Raw genomic sequence first — 16,586 nt, 5'->3', positions numbered from 1 at the left:
GTCAGTGTCCTTCGTGCTGATGTTGCGGGGCCGGCTGGGCATCGGGCTTGGGGCTGGGCTTATCCATCGGCATCGTGTGGCCTTTCATGGCATGGCCTTCCATCTTGTGGCCGTCCATCTTCATCATGCCCATGTGGCCGCCGGCCTTGCCGACCTTGTCGTTGACGGCGCGCCAGGCCTGGTCGGGCGTGGCATCTTCCTCGGCGGCGGGACGGTAGCCGGCGAAGGCGGAGCGGTAAGTGGTGGCCGGCACGGAGGCTTGCGCCTCTTGCGGGGCGGGCTGTGACTGCGCTGCGGCGGCCAGCGGCAGCACAGCCAGCGCAAAGCTGAACAGGTATTTCATGGTATTCCTTGAAGAACAGGGTATGGCGCGGCGGGCGCGCGACTGGAACGCTGGCGCGGCCGGAACACGGTGCACGATACAAGCTGCAGGGACGTGCGACGGCGGCACCGCCAGGTTCAACGGGCGGTCAGGCGGAGCGCGTGCTTCTCGGGGGACGTTCGGGACCGGACGGGATATGCCCGGCGAACAGGGAATCGGGCGCCAGCGCCGGGGGCGGCGCGCGCAGGGTCAGGGCATGCAGGCGCGGCATGCCGGGCGGCGCCGCAGCGCCCACGGTGCAAGCGCCATGGTTGCTGCAATCGTGGCCATGGTGCATGGCGGCGCCATCGTCCATGGCCATTTTCATCGGCTGGTCCGCCATCCGCATGTCGGCCATGTCGGCCATGTCGGCCATGTCGGCCATACTGTGGCACTGGGGCGTTGGCAGCGCCTCGACGGCAACCGTGACCACCGCCGCCAGCTCGTCCACGCAGCAGCTGCGCATGGCCGACGCAAAGCCCTGCATGGGCAGCGTGACGGCCAGCAGCCAGAGCAGCGAGCGGGCGAGAAAGCGGGAAAAGGCACGGTTCATGACACCACTATAAACCTTCCCACATGAGGAAGGTCAAGTCCCTATTCACGCTCGCCGGCCATGCGTCAGCCAGATCACGTACACGCCGTAATAGCCCTGCCCTTCGAAGATGACCTGGCCATCGGCAAACGACACAGTCTGCACTTGATTGACGGTGAAGTACGCGCGGCCGTCCGCCGCCTCGACATCGCCCCAGTAGCGCGCGTGCAGGGGCCGGTAGCCGCTGGCGCGCCCGATCGCATCCATCACATCGCCGATCATGAAGTCGAGCAGCATCCCGGCCAGCAGCGGCCGGTGGCCCGCCAGCATGGCCGTGATGTCGGGATAGCCGGCATGCATCAGCTCGGGCAAGTCGCTTTCCTCGTACTGCAAATCGTCTTCGCGGCAAGTCTGGAGAAAACTGTTGAACGGCTCGTCGAGCAAGCCGGCCAGCGCCGTTTCCGGCACGCTCAGGCGGAACGGATGCAGCGGCAGCGCGCTGTGCTGGCCGTAATTGAGTCCGCGGCAGCCGAGGAAGGCCAGCGGATGGCGCCGGCCGCCGACCTCGCAGCGGATGCCGGATGCTTGTCCGTCCGCCATCAGCTGCCCATCCCCGCCGCCCGCATCAGCAGGCGCATCGCCCAGGCCGCCAAGCCCAGGGTCGCCACGCTGGCCAGCCAGAGGCCGGCCATCCAGGCCAGTCGTTTCCACCATGTCTGTTGTCCTTGCATCAGTGATACCCATCTTCCGGCAGGACTTTGCCACGAAACACATAATATGACCACACCGTATACATCAGGATCACGGGAATGATGAACAGCGCGCCCACCAGCGTAAAGCCCTGGCTTTGCGGCGGCGACGACGCTTCCCAGATCGAGACCGATGGCGGGATGATGTGCGGCCACACGCTGATGCCCAGGCCCGTGTAGCCGAGGAAGACGAGCGCCAGCGTGCACAGGAACGGCGCCGCCTGCCGCCCCTGCCGCAGGGAGCGCAGCAGCAGCCAGCCCGCGCCCAGTACCAGCAGCGGCACGGGCAAAAACCAGAACAATTGCGGCAGCGCAAACCAGCGCGCGGCGATGGCCGGATCGACCAGCGGCGTCCAGACGCTGATGACGGCGATCACGCCCAGCAGCAGCCAGACGAGCACGCGCGTGAGGCGCACGGCGCGCGCCTGCAGGCGGCCCTGCGTCTTCATGATCAGCCAGGTGCTGCCCAGCAAGGCATACGCCGCCACCAGCCCGGCGCCCGTGAACAGGGAAAACGGCGTGAGCCAGTCCAGCGCGCCGCCCGCATAGCTGCGGTTGACCACCGGCATGCCCTGGATGTAGGCGCCCAGGGTCACGCCCTGGAAGAAGGCGGCCGCCACAGAGCCGGCGATGAAGGCCTTGTCCCACACGTGGCGCTCGTGCTCGCGCGCCTTGAAGCGGAATTCGAAGGCCACGCCGCGGAAGATCAGGCCCATCAGCATGAAGCTGAGCGGCAGATAGCAGGCGCTGAGCACGACGGAATACGCGAGCGGAAAGGCCGCCAGCATGCCGGCGCCGCCCAGCACCAGCCAGGTTTCATTGCCATCCCAGACGGGCGCCACCGTATTCATCATCACGTCGCGCTCGCTCTTGTCCTGGAAAAACGGATACAGGATGCCGATGCCCAGGTCGAAACCGTCCATCACCACGTACATCATGATGCTGAACAGGATAATAATGGCCCACAGTAGCGGTAGATCAATGCCCATGCGAATGTCCTCCTTGCGCTTGCTCTTCCAGATGCGCGGCCGACATCGGCCGTGCAGGCGTACGTTCCTGGCCGGGGCCGCCATGCTCGACGCTCTCCCCTTCGTGCGGCTGCGGCCCCACCCGGATCAGGCGCAGCAGGTAACCGATGCCCGTGCCGAACACGGCAAAATAGATGACGATGAACAACAGCAAAGTGATGCCCAGCTGCGTGGCGCCGTGGGCCGAGACGGCATCCTCCGTGCGCAGCAAGCCGTACACGGTCCACGGCTGGCGGCCGATTTCCGTCGTGTACCAGCCGGCCAGCATGGCCACCAGTCCGCTCGGTCCCATCCACAGGGCGCAGCGCAGGAACAGGCGCGAGCGCCACAAGGTATTGCGCCAGCGCAACCACGCGCTCCAGATGCCCAGCGCGATCATCAGCATGCCCAGCCCAGCCATCAGGCGGAACGACCAGAATACGACGGCGGAAGGGGGCCGGTCGCGCGGCGCAAATTCCTTCAGGGCGGGAATCGTGCCATTCCAGTCGTGCGCGAGGATCAGGCCGCCCAAGCGGGGAATTTCCACCTTGTACAGGGTTTCTTCGCGCGCCATGTCCGGCCAGCCGAACAGGATCAGCGGCGTGCCTTCGTTGCCCGTGTTTTCCCAGTGGCCTTCCATGGCGGCCAGCTTGGCCGGCTGGTGCTCGAGGGTATTCAAGCCGTGCACGTCGCCGATGACGGCCTGGATGGGCGCGACGACCAGCAGCATGGACAAGCCCATGGTCATCATCTTGCGGATGGCCGCATTGTCGTTGCCGCGCAGCAAATGCCAGGCGGCCGACGCCACCACCAGCAAGGCCGTGGCGAGGAAGGCGGCCACGCTCATGTGCAGCAGCCGGTACGGGAACGAGGGATTGAAGATGACGGCCAGCCAGTCCACGGGCACGACCCGCCCATCGATGATTTCATGGCCCTGCGGCGTCTGCATCCAGCTGTTCGACGCGATGATCCACGTGGCCGAGATCAGGGTGCCCAGCGCCACCATGGCCGTGGCGAACATGTGCAGGCCGGGCCCCACGCGGTGCCAGCCGAACAGCATCACGCCGAGGAAGCCCGCTTCCAGGAAGAAGGCCGTCAGCACTTCATAGGCCAGCAGCGGCCCCGTGATGCTGCCCGCGTAATCGGAAAAGAAACTCCAGTTGGTGCCGAACTGGTACGCCATGACGAGGCCGGAAACGACGCCCATGCCGAAGTTGACGGCGAAGATCTTCGACCAGAAATGGTACAGGTCGCGGTACACGCCGTCCTGCGTGCGCAGCCACGCCGCTTCCAGCACCGTCAGGTAACTGGCCAGGCCGATCGTGATTGCAGGAAAAATGATGTGGAACGAGATGGTGAAGCCGAACTGGACGCGCGCCAGTTCCAGTGCCGTAAGCCCTAACATGTGTTGCCTTCCCGACGTGTGACGTCTGTTTTACCCAGGCCTCCACTCTAGGCTTTCCGGGTAAAACATAACAGACTCAGAAACGGGAGAAAACATAGGATCAGTTTGACGTTTGCCGAATGACAAGATCAAACCGCTCCAACGGAAAACCGCGTCAGGCGGGCTCCGTGATGCCCACGCAATTGCGGCCGTTTTCCTTGGCCACGTACAGGGCCGCATCGGCGGCGCGCAGCACGGCGTCCGTGCTGCCCGCTTCCTGTTCCGACGACACGACGCCCAGCGATATCGTGACCAGGCCCGCGCCGGGAATCACGGCGGCGGCCACCTTGGCGCGCAAGCGCTCGGCCACCTGCATGGCCACGTCGAGGTCGGCATCGGGCAGCAGCATGATGAATTCATCGCCGCCATTGCGGCACAGCACGTCGGCATCGCGCGAACAGGCGCGCATCAGCTGCGCCAGTCGCAGGATGACTTCGTCGCCCACGGCATGGCCCCAGCGGTCGTTGACTTGCTTGAAATGGTCGATGTCGATGGCGATGACGGAAAACGGCCGCGCCTGCGCCTGCCACGCTTCCAGCGCCGCCGCCATGCCGCGCCGGTTCGACAGGCCCGTCAGCGGGTCCGTCTGCACGTCGGTCTTCAACTTGCCGATCTTGTTCTGCAACAATGCCAAGCCTTTCAGCAAGGCTTTCTTGATTTGCGCCGCCTCCACATACCACGAGCGGATGGCGGCGATGTGCTCGGCCGTTCCGGGCGCATCCATGCGCCGCGCGCCTTCGGCCAGCTGCACCAGGGGCCGTGAAATCAGGCTGGCCAGCCACCAGATGAATGGCAGGCTCAGCAAGGCGATGGGCAGCGAGTGCCATACCGTGTTGGCCATCAGCTGGTTCAGCGGGGCCAGGGTCATGGCCGTCGGGCGCTGCGCCACGATGCCCCAGCCCGTCGACGGCATGATGGCGTAGCCGGCCAGCATATCCACGCCCAGGCTGTTGTTCATGCGCCGGTTGCCGCCGCCCTGCTGCGCGATGATGGCATCGATGACGTCATTGCTGCCGGCCACGTCGCCCAGGCGGTCGGGGTCCGGATGGTACAGCAGGCGCCGGTTCTGGTCGACCACGTACAGGTAGGAGCCGTCGCGGTAGTAATGCTGGCCCAGCATGGTGTACAGGATGTTTTTCTGTTTCAGGTAAATGCTGCCGCCCACGTAGCCCAGGTAGCGGCCATCCTTGCCCAGGATGGGATGCGAAATGAACACGACCAGGTTGCCGGCCGACGACACATACGGCTGCGTCACCAGCGGGCGCCGCTCGCGCAGCGCCTGGATGGCGCCGACCGAATCGAGCGTGCGGTTTTTCAGGGCCAGGGTTTCCGGCGACACGCCCAGCACCTTGCCCTGGGCATCGACGATGAGCACGGAATTGAAACTGTTCGTTTGCAGGCGCAGGCGTTGCGCCTCGTCCGTCAGCCATTGCTCGTCGCCCATGCGCGAAGGCAGGCCGCCCGCGCTGTAGGCCAGCTGCTGGCGCGCCGATTGCAGGAAATCCTCGGCCGTGCTGGCCAGCTTGCTGGCGTAGGCGTGATTCGCTTCCAGGGTGGTATCGATCAGCAGCTGGCGCTGCACGCTGTAGCTGGCGTAGAAGGTATTGGCCAGGGACACCAGGGCGCTGGTAAAGGCCACGAGCACGATCAAGCGGCGCAAATTCATGCGCAGAACAGGTTTAGTCCACATGGGGTCGACAAGAAATGGGATGGTCGGGAAAGTATTGCGCTAAAGAAAGGGCGCATTATACCGAGACACCCGTGCCAATATTGAAATCTTGGCATCAATGGTCAAAGAATGTGTACAAGCGGCAACGCCGAGCGTTGCCGCCTTGACATGCATCAAGCGTGGATGGCGTGTTTGCGGACCCAGTCCACGTAGCGCTGCATCCAGCCCTGGAAGAAACCCAGGCTGGCCGGGCCGATGCCGCCATGCTCGTCGAACAGGCCTTCCTTGGCCTGGATAAACATTTCTGGCTGCCCCAGCAGCGGCACGTCCAGGTAAGCGAGCACATTGCGCAAATGCTGCTGCGCCAGGGCCGTGCCCGTGGCGCCGACGGAAACGCCGAGCACGGCGCCCGGCTTGCCGCCCCACACGCTCTGGCCGTACGGGCGCGAGCCCTGGTCGAGGGCGTTTTTCAGCACGCCGGGAATCGAGCGGTTGTATTCGGGGGTGAGAAACAGTAAGGCTTGCGATGCGGAAATTTCCGATTTCAGGCGCAGCACTTGCTCGGACTGCGCGCCATCGTCATCCTGGTCGTACAGCGGCAAATCGCCGATTTCGATGTGCTTGAAGGAAAACTCGGGCGGCGCCAGCTTGATGATGGCGTCGGCCAGCTTGCGGTTGAAGGAATCCTTGCGCAGGCTGCCGACGATGATAGCAACGTTATATTGACTCATATATATCCCCGATGATGGTGAAAAAATAGCCCTGGAGTGAACTTCACTGCAGGACTATCTTGCCACACAATCATGGGGTTTGCGCTGTTTAGCGTGCGCCGCCAGCCAGGCCCTGGTACTCGCGGTAATAGCGCCCGCCCAGGTTGGTCAGCACCTCGTAGCCGATGGTATTGGCCATGGCCGCCACGGCGTCGACCGGGTGTTCGGCGCAGATCAGGTCGACCAGGCTGCCCGGCGCGACGCGGTCGCCGGCGATGGCGCTCACGTCGAGGGTGATGGAATCCATCGAGATGGCGCCGATCTGCGGCACTTTCACGCCGTCGACGATGGCCAGGCCCTGGTTGCTCATGCTGCGCAGCCAGCCATCGGCGTAGCCGACGGACACCGTCGCCACCTGGCGCGGCTCGCTGGCCGTGTAGCGGCGGCTGTAGCCCACGTGGTCGCCGGCGGCAATCGTGCGCGTCTGCAAGACCTTGCCTTGCAGGCGCACGACCGAGCGCAGGAGATTCGGTTCGCCGCCCTGTGGCCCGATGCCGTACAGGGCCGCGCCCGGGCGCACCAGGTCGAAGTGATAATCGGGCGACAAAAAGATGCCCGAGGAATTGGCCAGGCTGGCGCGGTACTGCGGCAAACGGGCGCGGATGGCGATGAAACGGGCCAGCTGCTCGCCATTCATGGGGTTGCTCCGCTCGTCGGCGCACGCCAGGTGGCTCATCAGGTAACGCACCTTGATGCCGTCAAGAAAGTGCGGATCCAGCAGCCAGGCGTCGATTTCCTGCGGCGACAAGCCCATGCGCGACATGCCCGTATCCACCTGCACGATGGCGTCCAGGGTGCTGCCCAGCGCTTTTGCATGCGCGCGCCAGCCCGCCACCTGCGGCTCGCTGTTGAGCACGGGCGTCAAGCCATGGGCCGTGAATTCGCCTTCCGTGCCGACGGGCGGGCCGTGCAGCACGAAGATGGACGCGTCCGGCGCCACGTGCGGGCGCAGGCTGATGCCCTCTTCCAGGTGGGCCACGAAGAAATGGCGGCAACCTTCTTCATACAGGGCCGCGCCCACTTGCGCGGCGCCCAGGCCATACGCGTCGGATTTGACGACGGCCGAACAGGCGGCCGGGTGCGCCTTGTCGCGCAGCAAGCGGTAGTTGGCGCGCACGGCATCGAGGTCCACCGTCAGGATGGCGCCGCTACGCTCTTTCGGAGGCATGCTGGCCCCCATCTCAAGCCACCGCGTGTTGCAGTTTGCCATTGCCCTGCGCGCCGCTGTAGCGGCTGACGGACAGGTCGTCGGCCAGGATGGCCGGCTTTTTCGACGACATCAGGTCGGCCAGCAATTGCGCGGAACCGCAGGACATGGTCCAGCCCAGGGTGCCGTGGCCCGTGTTCAGGAACAGGTTGCGCAGCGGCGTGCGGCCGACGATCGGCGTGCCGTCCGGCGTCATCGGGCGCAAGCCCGTCCAGAAGGTAGCCTCGGCCGTGTTGCCGCCGCCGGGGAACAGGTCGTTGACGACCATTTCCAGGGTTTCGCGGCGGCGCGGGTTCAGGTTCAGGTTGTAGCCGGCGATTTCCGCCATGCCGCCCACGCGGATGCGGTCGTCGAAACGCGTGACGGCGATCTTGTAGGTTTCATCGAGGATGGTCGACACGGGCGCCTTGGCCGCGTTAACGATAGGCACGGTGATCGAATAGCCCTTCAATGGATACACGGGAATGTCCAGCAGCGGCTTCATGAAGCCCGTCGAGTAGGAACCGAGCGCCACGACATAGGAATCGGCCTTGACGATTTCCGCGCCACATTGCACGCCAGCAATTTCGTCGCCCTGTGTCAGCAAGGCATCGATGGACACGCCATAACGGAACTTCACGCCCAGCGCCTCGGCCATCTCGGACAGGCGGGTGGTAAACAGCTGGCAATCGCCCGTTTCATCGTTGGGCAGGCGCAAGCCGCCGAACAGTTTATCCTTGACCGCTTCCAGGGCCGGCTCGGCGCGCGACAGTTCGTTGCGCTGCAGCACTTCGTACGGCACGCCCGCGTCTTTCAATACTTCGATATCCTTGGCGGCGTCGTTGTATTGTTTTTCGGTGCGGAACAATTGCATCGTGCCTTGCTGGCGGCCTTCATACGTGATGCCGGCCTCGGCGCGCAGCACCTTGAAGCAGTCGCGGCTGTATTCAGCCAGGCGCACCATGCGTTCCTTGTTTACGGCATACGCTTCCGGTGTGCAATTACGCAACATCTGCCACATCCATTTGAGCTGGGCGGCGCTGCCGTCGAGCGAGATGGCCAGGGGCGCGTGGCGCTGCATCATCCACTTCACGGCCTTCAGGGGAATGCCGGGCGCAGCCCATGGCGAAGCGTAGCCGGGCGAGATTTGCCCCGCATTCGCGAAGCTGGTTTCCAGTGCCGGGCCCGGCTGGCGGTCGATGACGGTCACCTCATGTCCTGCCTTGGCCAGATAGTAAGCACTGGTGACGCCGATGACGCCGCTACCCAGAATCACAATACGCATAGTTTCCTCATTATATTTTTTTAGGCTGACGCCAGATTAACCGCTATCATATTGGGAAAGAGCCAGTATTTGTTCACGTATAAATCGAGATATTCAGCAATAAATCATGAGAATCCTTAAAGAATCGGCACGTGGCCTCGACAAGCTGGATCGCCACATCCTGCGCATCCTGCAACAGGATGGCCGCATCTCGATGAAAGACCTGGGCGAACAGGTGGGATTGTCCATCACGCCCTGCATCGAGCGGGTCAAGCGCATGGAACGCGACGGCGTCATCACGGGCTACCACGCCAAGGTGAACCCGGCCGCGCTGGGCGCCAAGCTGCTCGTCTTTGTAGAGATTACGCTGAATCAAAAATCCGCGTCCGCCTTCGAGCAATTCCGCCGCGAAGTGCTGCAGATTCCCGAAGTGCAGGAATGCCACCTGGTGTCGGGCGACTTCGATTACCTGATCAAGGCGCGCATCCATGAAATGGCCGAGTACCGCAAGTTGCTGGGCGACATGCTGCTGCAGTTGCCGGGCGCCGCGCAATCGAAGAGCTATGTGGTGATGGAAGAAATCAAGGAAACCCTGGCGCTGTCGACCGACGTGCTGCAAAATCGCTGAAGGTACCGCCTGCCGGTACCGACAGCATCAAATTTTGCACCTTTGTATAATCTTGTAGCACATTCGCGGCGACACAAGCACACTCCCTCCTGACATCACGCCCGTCCCCTCTGAGATTGGAAGCAGTGATGCACACTGGGAGTCCATATGAACACATTGATAAAACTGGCAGCTTCCTGCCTCGCGGGCTTGGCCGTGGCCATGTGCACCGCCAGTGAATACAAGGTCAACCGTGCGCCGGACAATGGCGCCATCTATCAAAACATCAAGGTCGGCAAGACCACCCGCCTCGACCTCGACGCGGCCCTGGGCAACGCCACCGTCGTCAGCTTCGATCCCGGCTATGAAGTCTGGGTCTACAAGAACCAGCTGAAAACGCCCAGCGTGACGCGGCTGATCCCCCTGCTGGGCGAAAAAGGCACGCGCGAAGTGGCCGTCATGTTCGACCAGGCGGGCATCGTCAAGAAGTTCCGCATCCACGAGCCGCGCAGGTAGGCGCAGGCCGCGCACGTGTGCGACAGCGTAAGGCAGCCGCCAGCCAGATGGCTATACTGGCTGCTGGCTCCCGCCGCCCACCGCCCACCTACCCTGCAAGGAGTTTCCATGCGCCTGCCCCTGATCGCTCCGAAAGACCTGACACAAGAACAACAGCCGCTGTACGACGATATGCGCAAAGGCATCACCAGCAATTTCAACGATTTCATCGCCGTGCGCGAAGATGGTGCCCTGATGGGGCCGTGGAATCCATGGCTGCACGAACCGGCCATCGGCAAGGCGATCTGGAACCTGACCCTGGCCATGACGGCCAACGCCACGCTGCCCGACAAGGTGCGCCAGATTGCCATCCTGGTGGTCGGCGCGCGCTACAACGCCGCCTATGAAATCTACGCCCACATCGCCGTCGCGGAGCGCGAAGGCATGCCTGCCGAGCGCCTCGCCACGCTGGTAGCGGACGTCAAGCCGCTCGACCTGGACAAGCAGGAAAGCGTGGCCTACGACCTGGCCTACGCGCTCAGCCGTGGCGGCACGCTGCCGGAGCCGCTGTACCGCCTGGCGCTGGCCACCTTCGGCCAGCATGGCATCAACGAGCTGATCTACCTCGTGGGCCTGTACGCACTGGTATCGACCACCTTGAACGGCTTCAACGTGCCGGTGCCGGAACGCGACTGAAGGGCCTGGCCAGCGCCGCGCCTTATGCCGCCCGGGCCGTCGCCGCGCTGGCCGCCCGCTGCGGCCGGTGCGCCACCGCGCAAGCCAGCACGCCCGCCAGCAGCAGCGCCGTCGCCGCAGATTCCGCCGCGGTGGGCCAGCGCCGCTCCCACGCATAGCCGTACAACAGGGCAAACAGGAATTCAAAGACGATCATCTGCCCCATCAAGGTCAGCGGCAGCACGCGGCTGGCGTAATTCCACAAGCCGTTGCCGACGACTGAACACAGCAGCGCCACACCCGTGACGAGGCCGGCGAACTGCAGCCATGCGGTGCCGCCATGCGCGGCCGGTGCCGCAAGCGCGACGGGAATCGCCAGCAGCAATGCAGCGGCGCCCGTCACCACGCCCGTCAGCAGATTCCACTCCTGCGCCGACACCGCGCGCAAGCGCCCCAGCCAGCGGCTGTTGCCGACGGCATACACCGTCCACGACAGCAACGCCGCCAGCGCGCACAACAGTCCCAGCAGCGATGCATGGCCGGGATGCGCGAGCGACTGCCAGCTGATGCACAACAAGCCGGCACCGCTGAGCAGCAACGAAGGGAGCAGCTTGCGCAGCGGCACGGCATCGTGGTCGCGGCTGCCGACCACGGTGACGACCAGCGGCAGCAGGCCGATCACCATCGACGTCATGGCCACCCCGCCCGTCTGCACGGCGCTGGCCAGCAGCACGTAATAGATGATGTTGCCGGTCAGGCTGAGCCAGATCAAGCCCCGCCATTCGCGCCAGCCCAGGCTGCGCAGCAGGCGCCGCCACGACGGCGCGACCAGCACGGCCGCGATCAGGCCGTAGGCCAGGTAGCGGCCCACCGACAATTCCAGCGGCTGGAACGCGGGCAGCAGCGCCGGCGCCAGGAACACCAGGCCCCACAGCGCGCCCGCAGCGATACCGGCCAGCATGCCCAGGCGGGTCTTATTCTTTTGCAACATATTCAATCTCCCGAAAAGGAGATTGTGGCCGCTGCGGCGCGCCCGTTCTTGGCGTAATCTACTGCGTTTTTGACCGGTTCTCGCGACGTTGTCGCCGGTAAGCGGCTGGCGTGGCGTCGATGCTGTCGCGCATGGCCCGCGTCAGCGCGCTCTGCTCGGAAAAGCCGGCCGCCAGCGCGATCTCGGCAATGCTGGCGTCGCTGGCGGTGAGCAAGTCGCAGGCCCGCCCTATCCGCTGCTGCTGTAGCCAGGCATGCGGACTGGTATCCATTTCTTCGCGGAACAGTGCATGCAGGCGACTGACGCTGAGGTTGGCAAAGCGCGCCATCGATGCCGTCGACCAGGGCAAGCCAGGCTCGGCCTGCACGCGCGCCAGCAGCGCGGCCAGCCGCGAGCGGGCCTGCGGCGCGGTCTGCAGCAAGGTATCCAGCAGCAGCGGTGTCCAGCCCTGGATGACGGCCGGCGTCAGCGCCTGCTGCCCGGCCATGATGCCCAGGTATTCGATCAGCTTGCGGGCACCCGGCCCCAGCGCCGCATACGGCCGCTCCAGCAGGCGGCCCCAGCTGCCCTGCTCCACGGCCGCCGCATCCACGTCGAGAATGATCGAGTGGTTGGCAACCCGGCTATGCTGCGCGTGCCAGGTATTGGCCGGGATCACCACGCCCTGCTGCGCATCCACCTTGCCCTGCTTGCCGTCGATATCCAGCAGCAACTGGCCGTGCAGGGGCAGCACCAGCTGCACGAAGTCATGCCGGTTCGGCGCGCCGATTTCCGCGTAGCTACGAAAGCTGAGGTCGATGGCAGGATGGGGGGTGCTGGACATGGGGTGCCGGCCTGGGCGAAGAAGCAATTATTTTATCAGCACGGCGATTATCAGCACGGCAATGCCCCAGGCCTGGCGTGCCGCCACACGCTCCGACTGTGCGTGCCAGTGGCGCCCGCTTGCTCTACACTGGCGTTTTTTCCTCTGCCACTTCCATGCTACTACCTGCACAACTCGCCCACATCTCGGTGGAACAAGACTGGCAACACAGCGCACCCTACCCGCCGCTCGGCTTCAATCCCTTCTTCGAAGGCGCGCTGGGCAATGGCGACACGTTCGGCCTGTACTGGCCCATCGGCCGCGAAGCATCCGAACCGATCGTCGTCGAAACGTGGCATGACGAATGGCGCTTGCAGCCGAATTTTTCCAGCCTGGCCGCTTTCCTGCGCGCCCATGCGGCAGCCGGCGACGCGGAAGACGAAGACGAAGACGGCTACGTGGCGCTGCCCACGCTGGACGACGACCCCGCTTCGCCACGCGCCGCCTTTCTGGCAGCCAAGGAATTGATTGCCCAGCGCAACCCGGACGCGGCCATCGCGCTGCTGGAAGCGGCGCTCGCCCTCCTGCCCGAATACACGGATGCGCTGGCGCTGCTGCACGGCCAGTATGTGCGCGCGGGAAGAATCGATGAGGCCGTCAAGGTGGCGATCCAGGCCATCATTTCGCCCCCCTCGTTCGGCGGCCCGCCCTTGAAAGCCTTGCAATGGCTGCGCACGCAGCCGGTGCCGGAAGGGGAAATCGACCCCATCTGGCGTGCCTGCGGACAGCTGTCGTTCAACTTCGGCGGCAGCAAGGACAATGCGGATTACCCCATGCTGCTGGCCGCCATCGACACGTATCTTGAGCAAGGCAATTACCGCTGCGCCTCGACCTTGATGCAAACCTATTCGGAACTGATGAGCGCGGAAACCGTGTCCTTCCAGGAGCGCCATGCCTTCGAGCCGGCCGCCTTCATCGCGCGGCAAATCGCCGTCAGCGCAATGCTGCCGCAGGACAGCCGGGACCCGGCGCTGCTCTGGTCAAGCGAGCTGGCCTAGCTGCTGCCGGAACAGCTTGCGGTACGCCGAAGGCGACGTCTGCAGGTTCGCCCGAAAGTGCTGGCGCAAGGACAGGGCCGTGCCGAAGCCGGCCTCCTGCGCCACGACGTCGATCGAGGCCCCGCTCTTTTCCAGCAAGCCTTGCGCATGCGCAAGACGCTGGTTCAGCAGCCACTGCTTGAACGACGTGCCCGTCGCCTGGCGGAAATGGCGCGTGAAGTTGCGCCGGCTCATGGCGGCCCGTTCGGCCAGCGCGTCGATGCTGTGGGGTATGCCCAGATTGGCCGTCACGCAAGCCAGCACCTCGGCAAAGCGCCCTTCGCTGCCGGACACGGGCAGCGGGCGCTCGATGAATTGCGCCTGCCCGCCCTGGCGGTGCGGCGCCACCAGCAGCCGGCGCGCCACCCGGTTGGCCACCTCGGCGCCCGCCAGCTGGCGCAGCAGATACAGGCAGCAATCGAGGCCGGCCGCCACGCCGGCCGACGTCAGCACGCCGCCATCGTCCACGTACAGCACTTCCCGGTCCACCCTGACTCTGGGATAGCGGGCTGCCAGCCGCTCCGCCATGCCCCAGTGCGTGGCTGCGCTCTTGCCATCCAACAAGCCCGCCTGCGCCAGGGGAAACGCGCCCAGGCACAGCCCCACCATGCGCGCGCCGCGCCGGCTGGCGACCTGCAACGCCGCGACCAGGGGCGGCGGCGCATCGCGGCAATCGTCGTGCCAGGCCGGCATGATGACGATATCGGCCCCTTCCAGCCCTTCCAGACCGAACTCGGGCGTGATGCCGAAGCCGGCCGCCGTGCGCAAGGGCACGGGATCGGCGGCGCACACGCGCACGTGGAAAGGCGGCAAGTCGGTCTCGTCCGTCTGGGCGCCAAACACGAGGCAAGGCACGGACAAGTGGAAGGGCGTCATGCCGTCGAAGGCGATCACGGCCACGCTCAAGGGGGAGGAAGGTGCAGGAACGGTAGGCATGGCCCGATTTTATCGCACATAGGCCTTCGGGCCACTTTTTATTTGCGGCGCGCGGCTTGAAAATGGCGCTATCGAGGAAGTCCATCCTCTTTCAACCGTTCCAGGAGAAACCATGTCCACCCACGCTTCCACCACCCCGCGCCGCGCCCTGCTCGTCATCGACGTGCAAAATGAATACTTTACGGGCGACATGCCCATCGAATATCCATCCGTCGATATTTCCCTGCCCAATATCGTCACGGCCATGGCTGCCGCGCGCGCCGCCGGCGTGCCCGTCATCGTCGTCCAGCACGATGCGCCGGAAGCCTCTCCCATCTTTGCCAAGGGCAGCGACGGCTGGCAGCTGCATCCGCAAGTGGCCGCCTTTGCCGCCGACCACCGCATCAACAAGGTCACGGGCAGCGCCTTCGCGGGCACGGACTTGCAGGCCTGGCTGGGCAGCCACGGCATCGACACCCTGACGGTGGTCGGCTACATGACGCACAATTGCGACGCCGCCACGATCTTCCACGCCGCCCACGACGGCTTGCAAGTCGAATTCCTGCAGGACGCCACGGGCACCCTGCCCTACAGCAACGCGGGCGGCACGGCCAGCGCCGAGGAAATCCACCGCGTGTTCAGCGCCGTGTTCCACTCGAATTTCGCCGCCGTCGTCAGCACACAGGACTGGCTCGCTGCCGTGCGCGAAGGCAAGCCGCTGGAAAAGGACAATATTTATCTGTCGAACCAGCGCGCGCGGAAAGCGGCCAGCGCCGCCTAAGTACGGAGATCAAAAGCGCCGGTGCCCGTCATCGGCGTCGCAGCGGCCGCTGAACTTGATCAAGCCATCGACCGTGATCACGCCGCTGCGGCGGTTGATCACGAGGGTAGGACGATTCAAGGCGTTCAGCTGGAAACGACCGCGGATTTCATCGTGACCGACGACCAGATCCATCACGTCCCACCAGCCATCGTTGCTGTCGGCATGAATCGGTGGAATCAGCTGCTTCGGCAAGCGGATTTGCGCCGCGCTGCCGTGAATGGAAACATTCACGGCCGTATCGAAATTGCTCTTGCCCGTCTCCAGCGTGGATTTCTGCACATACTTGTGCCTGTCGTTGTCCCACTCCATGCCGGAACGGTTTTCCATGGTGATCTTTTCCGCCTCGCCATAGCAAACGAGCTGGATATCGTCGCCGCGCCCGGCGGACCCGGAGCGGTCATACTGGTTCGACGGGTCGGACTGGCCCGCCTGCGCGGCGAAGGCCATGGCGATCAGGATGCTGGATACGGCTGTCATGCGGTTCTCCAATGCAGAGGGGTGGCACACAGGGTTGCCATATAACCAAGCTTAGCATAGACGAATATCCCCCTGCGCCGGCTTGAGAACGCGCAAGTCATCCGCCATCTGCTACAGTCGCGCTCACGAAAAACCTGCTGGATGCATAGCGATGCGAACAATACGATGGACCGCCCTGCTGGCGCTGATCACTTTCCTGCTGGCCACCGCCGCCCTGGTGCTGGCCGGACTCAACGACAAGCTGGCGCCCGCCGACGTGATCGTCGTGCCCGGCAATACGATCCTGCCTGACGGCACGCCCAGCCCCCGCCTGCAGGCACGGCTCGACGTGGCGCTCCAGCAATTCCAGGCACACCGGGCGCCCCGCATCCTCGTCAGCGGGGCAACGGGCAAGGAAGGTTTTGATGAAGCAGCATCGATGGCCCGCTACCTGCAGTCGCGCGGCGTGCCAGCCAGCGCCATCATTGAGGATAATCAAGGCTGGACCACGGAGGCCACGGCACGCAATACGGCTACGCTAATGCGCGAGCACGGCTGGAGCACGGCCATGGTGGCCACGCAATATTTCCACGTGCCCCGCTTCCGCCTGGCTTTGGAGCGCAGCGGCATCGCCGTCAGCGCCAACGTGCATGCGTCCTATTTCGAGCTGCGCGACCTGTATTCGGTGCCGCGCGAAACGGTGGGCTATACCGTGTATTTCATGCGCCACTGAGCACGAGTTT

At 64.5% G+C, this 16,586-nt stretch carries 20 protein-coding genes; 6 read left to right on the top strand and 14 right to left on the bottom strand.

Features of this window, described 5'->3' with window-relative positions; all coding sequences use genetic code 11:
- Position 1: 1 nt before the first annotated feature.
- The 10 genes from O0879_RS00300 to O0879_RS00255 all read right to left on the bottom strand — a co-directional run bounded on the left by O0879_RS00300 (position 2) and on the right by O0879_RS00255 (position 9,003).
- The gene (locus O0879_RS00300; protein ID WP_289914184.1) at positions 2-343 is read right to left on the bottom strand and encodes a hypothetical protein; all 342 of its coding nucleotides are present in this window, start codon (positions 341-343) and stop codon (positions 2-4) included.
- A 127-nt stretch (positions 344-470) separates the two neighbouring features.
- The gene (locus tag O0879_RS00295) at positions 471-914 is read right to left on the bottom strand and encodes a hypothetical protein (RefSeq protein ID WP_289914183.1); all 444 of its coding nucleotides are present in this window, start codon (positions 912-914) and stop codon (positions 471-473) included.
- Positions 915-959: 45 nt separating this feature from the next.
- Positions 960-1,493, bottom strand: coding sequence for a hypothetical protein (locus O0879_RS00290; RefSeq protein ID WP_251348143.1), 534 nt, complete (start codon positions 1,491-1,493; stop codon positions 960-962).
- On the bottom strand, positions 1,493-1,585 hold the full coding sequence (locus tag O0879_RS00285; RefSeq protein ID WP_306558458.1) for a DUF2474 family protein: 93 nt from the start codon (positions 1,583-1,585) through the stop codon (positions 1,493-1,495). The genes O0879_RS00290 and O0879_RS00285 overlap by 1 nt, the downstream gene beginning before the upstream one ends.
- 38 nt (positions 1,586-1,623) lie before the next feature.
- Entirely contained in the window at positions 1,624-2,631 is a 1,008-nt protein-coding gene (cydB, locus tag O0879_RS00280) for a cytochrome d ubiquinol oxidase subunit II (RefSeq protein ID WP_289914182.1), read from the bottom strand.
- On the bottom strand, positions 2,621-4,054 hold the full coding sequence (locus tag O0879_RS00275; RefSeq protein WP_099667343.1) for a cytochrome ubiquinol oxidase subunit I: 1,434 nt from the start codon (positions 4,052-4,054) through the stop codon (positions 2,621-2,623). The genes cydB and O0879_RS00275 overlap by 11 nt, the downstream gene beginning before the upstream one ends.
- A 154-nt stretch (positions 4,055-4,208) precedes the next feature.
- On the bottom strand, positions 4,209-5,759 hold the full coding sequence (locus tag O0879_RS00270) for a sensor domain-containing diguanylate cyclase (protein WP_289904446.1): 1,551 nt from the start codon (positions 5,757-5,759) through the stop codon (positions 4,209-4,211).
- A 176-nt stretch (positions 5,760-5,935) separates the two neighbouring features.
- Positions 5,936-6,493 (bottom strand): NAD(P)H-dependent oxidoreductase, encoded by a 558-nt coding sequence (locus O0879_RS00265; RefSeq protein ID WP_099667341.1) that lies wholly within the window; start codon positions 6,491-6,493, stop codon positions 5,936-5,938.
- A gap of 88 nt (positions 6,494-6,581) precedes the next feature.
- Positions 6,582-7,700 carry an alanine racemase gene (gene alr / locus O0879_RS00260; protein ID WP_289914181.1) on the bottom strand — a complete coding sequence of 373 codons (1,119 nt, stop codon included), beginning with the start codon at positions 7,698-7,700 and terminating at the stop codon, positions 6,582-6,584.
- Between the two features lie 13 nt (positions 7,701-7,713).
- The gene (locus O0879_RS00255) at positions 7,714-9,003 is read right to left on the bottom strand and encodes a D-amino acid dehydrogenase (RefSeq protein WP_099667339.1); all 1,290 of its coding nucleotides are present in this window, start codon (positions 9,001-9,003) and stop codon (positions 7,714-7,716) included.
- A gap of 106 nt (positions 9,004-9,109) precedes the next feature.
- Between O0879_RS00255 and O0879_RS00250 the strand changes: the two genes are divergently transcribed.
- The 3 genes from O0879_RS00250 (at position 9,110) to O0879_RS00240 (ending at position 10,780) form a co-directional block, all read left to right on the top strand.
- Positions 9,110-9,610, top strand: a complete 501-nt coding sequence (locus O0879_RS00250) for an Lrp/AsnC ligand binding domain-containing protein (RefSeq protein ID WP_070222192.1) — start codon at positions 9,110-9,112, stop codon at positions 9,608-9,610.
- Between the two features lie 147 nt (positions 9,611-9,757).
- Positions 9,758-10,105 carry a hypothetical protein gene (locus O0879_RS00245; protein ID WP_099667338.1) on the top strand — a complete coding sequence of 116 codons (348 nt, stop codon included), beginning with the start codon at positions 9,758-9,760 and terminating at the stop codon, positions 10,103-10,105.
- Between the two features lie 108 nt (positions 10,106-10,213).
- Positions 10,214-10,780 (top strand): carboxymuconolactone decarboxylase family protein, encoded by a 567-nt coding sequence (locus tag O0879_RS00240; RefSeq protein ID WP_289897335.1) that lies wholly within the window; start codon positions 10,214-10,216, stop codon positions 10,778-10,780.
- A gap of 22 nt (positions 10,781-10,802) precedes the next feature.
- Here O0879_RS00240 and O0879_RS00235 read toward each other — a convergent pair whose 3' ends face one another.
- Together O0879_RS00235 and O0879_RS00230 are read right to left on the bottom strand one after the other, a co-directional pair.
- Complete coding sequence (locus tag O0879_RS00235; protein WP_289914180.1) at positions 10,803-11,750, bottom strand: DMT family transporter; 948 nt, start codon at positions 11,748-11,750, stop codon at positions 10,803-10,805.
- 58 nt (positions 11,751-11,808) lie between these two features.
- Positions 11,809-12,573, bottom strand: a complete 765-nt coding sequence (locus tag O0879_RS00230; RefSeq protein WP_289914179.1) for an AraC family transcriptional regulator — start codon at positions 12,571-12,573, stop codon at positions 11,809-11,811.
- A 155-nt stretch (positions 12,574-12,728) separates the two neighbouring features.
- Between O0879_RS00230 and O0879_RS00225 the strand changes: the two genes are divergently transcribed.
- Positions 12,729-13,610, top strand: coding sequence for a tetratricopeptide repeat protein (locus tag O0879_RS00225; RefSeq protein ID WP_289914178.1), 882 nt, complete (start codon positions 12,729-12,731; stop codon positions 13,608-13,610).
- Here O0879_RS00225 and O0879_RS00220 read toward each other — a convergent pair.
- Complete coding sequence (locus tag O0879_RS00220) at positions 13,593-14,585, bottom strand: helix-turn-helix domain-containing protein (RefSeq protein WP_289914177.1); 993 nt, start codon at positions 14,583-14,585, stop codon at positions 13,593-13,595. The genes O0879_RS00225 and O0879_RS00220 overlap by 18 nt on opposite strands.
- A gap of 112 nt (positions 14,586-14,697) precedes the next feature.
- Between O0879_RS00220 and O0879_RS00215 the strand changes: the two genes are divergently transcribed.
- Positions 14,698-15,345 (top strand): cysteine hydrolase family protein, encoded by a 648-nt coding sequence (locus O0879_RS00215; RefSeq protein WP_289914176.1) that lies wholly within the window; start codon positions 14,698-14,700, stop codon positions 15,343-15,345.
- Between the two features lie 9 nt (positions 15,346-15,354).
- Here O0879_RS00215 and O0879_RS00210 read toward each other — a convergent pair whose 3' ends face one another.
- Positions 15,355-15,864, bottom strand: a complete 510-nt coding sequence (locus O0879_RS00210) for a hypothetical protein (RefSeq protein WP_289914175.1) — start codon at positions 15,862-15,864, stop codon at positions 15,355-15,357.
- 151 nt (positions 15,865-16,015) lie between these two features.
- Between O0879_RS00210 and O0879_RS00205 the strand changes: the two genes are divergently transcribed.
- Positions 16,016-16,576 carry a YdcF family protein gene (locus tag O0879_RS00205; protein WP_289914174.1) on the top strand — a complete coding sequence of 187 codons (561 nt, stop codon included), beginning with the start codon at positions 16,016-16,018 and terminating at the stop codon, positions 16,574-16,576.
- Positions 16,577-16,586 lie beyond the last annotated feature (10 nt).

The sequence above is a fragment of the Janthinobacterium sp. SUN120 genome (assembly GCF_030397735.1).
Taxonomy (GTDB): domain Bacteria; phylum Pseudomonadota; class Gammaproteobacteria; order Burkholderiales; family Burkholderiaceae_D; genus Janthinobacterium; species Janthinobacterium kumbetense.
The sequence above is the reverse complement of the archived record's forward strand: the minus strand, read 5'-3'. Positions and strand labels throughout refer to the sequence as shown.

Bases quoted from the DNA above. Each gene is read 5' to 3' on its own strand.
- O0879_RS00295 (WP_289914183.1), bottom strand. From the start codon at position 914: ATGAACCGTGCCTTTTCCCGCTTTCTCGCCCGCTCGCTGCTCTGGCTG.
- O0879_RS00250 (WP_070222192.1), top strand. From the start codon at position 9,110: ATGAGAATCCTTAAAGAATCGGCACGTGGCCTCGACAAGCTGGATCGC.
- O0879_RS00235 (WP_289914180.1), bottom strand. From the start codon at position 11,750: ATGTTGCAAAAGAATAAGACCCGCCTGGGCATGCTGGCCGGTATCGCT.
- O0879_RS00275 (WP_099667343.1), bottom strand. From the start codon at position 4,054: ATGTTAGGGCTTACGGCACTGGAACTGGCGCGCGTCCAGTTCGGCTTC.
- cydB (WP_289914182.1), bottom strand. From the start codon at position 2,631: ATGGGCATTGATCTACCGCTACTGTGGGCCATTATTATCCTGTTCAGC.
- O0879_RS00270 (WP_289904446.1), bottom strand. From the start codon at position 5,759: ATGAATTTGCGCCGCTTGATCGTGCTCGTGGCCTTTACCAGCGCCCTG.
- O0879_RS00300 (WP_289914184.1), bottom strand. From the start codon at position 343: ATGAAATACCTGTTCAGCTTTGCGCTGGCTGTGCTGCCGCTGGCCGCC.
- O0879_RS00205 (WP_289914174.1), top strand. From the start codon at position 16,016: ATGCGAACAATACGATGGACCGCCCTGCTGGCGCTGATCACTTTCCTG.
- O0879_RS00240 (WP_289897335.1), top strand. From the start codon at position 10,214: ATGCGCCTGCCCCTGATCGCTCCGAAAGACCTGACACAAGAACAACAG.
- O0879_RS00230 (WP_289914179.1), bottom strand. From the start codon at position 12,573: ATGTCCAGCACCCCCCATCCTGCCATCGACCTCAGCTTTCGTAGCTAC.
- O0879_RS00210 (WP_289914175.1), bottom strand. From the start codon at position 15,864: ATGACAGCCGTATCCAGCATCCTGATCGCCATGGCCTTCGCCGCGCAG.
- O0879_RS00265 (WP_099667341.1), bottom strand. From the start codon at position 6,493: ATGAGTCAATATAACGTTGCTATCATCGTCGGCAGCCTGCGCAAGGAT.
- O0879_RS00255 (WP_099667339.1), bottom strand. From the start codon at position 9,003: ATGCGTATTGTGATTCTGGGTAGCGGCGTCATCGGCGTCACCAGTGCT.
- O0879_RS00285 (WP_306558458.1), bottom strand. From the start codon at position 1,585: ATGGCCGGCCTCTGGCTGGCCAGCGTGGCGACCCTGGGCTTGGCGGCC.
- O0879_RS00220 (WP_289914177.1), bottom strand. From the start codon at position 14,585: ATGCCTACCGTTCCTGCACCTTCCTCCCCCTTGAGCGTGGCCGTGATC.
- O0879_RS00290 (WP_251348143.1), bottom strand. From the start codon at position 1,493: ATGGCGGACGGACAAGCATCCGGCATCCGCTGCGAGGTCGGCGGCCGG.
- O0879_RS00215 (WP_289914176.1), top strand. From the start codon at position 14,698: ATGTCCACCCACGCTTCCACCACCCCGCGCCGCGCCCTGCTCGTCATC.
- O0879_RS00245 (WP_099667338.1), top strand. From the start codon at position 9,758: ATGAACACATTGATAAAACTGGCAGCTTCCTGCCTCGCGGGCTTGGCC.
- alr (WP_289914181.1), bottom strand. From the start codon at position 7,700: ATGCCTCCGAAAGAGCGTAGCGGCGCCATCCTGACGGTGGACCTCGAT.
- O0879_RS00225 (WP_289914178.1), top strand. From the start codon at position 12,729: ATGCTACTACCTGCACAACTCGCCCACATCTCGGTGGAACAAGACTGG.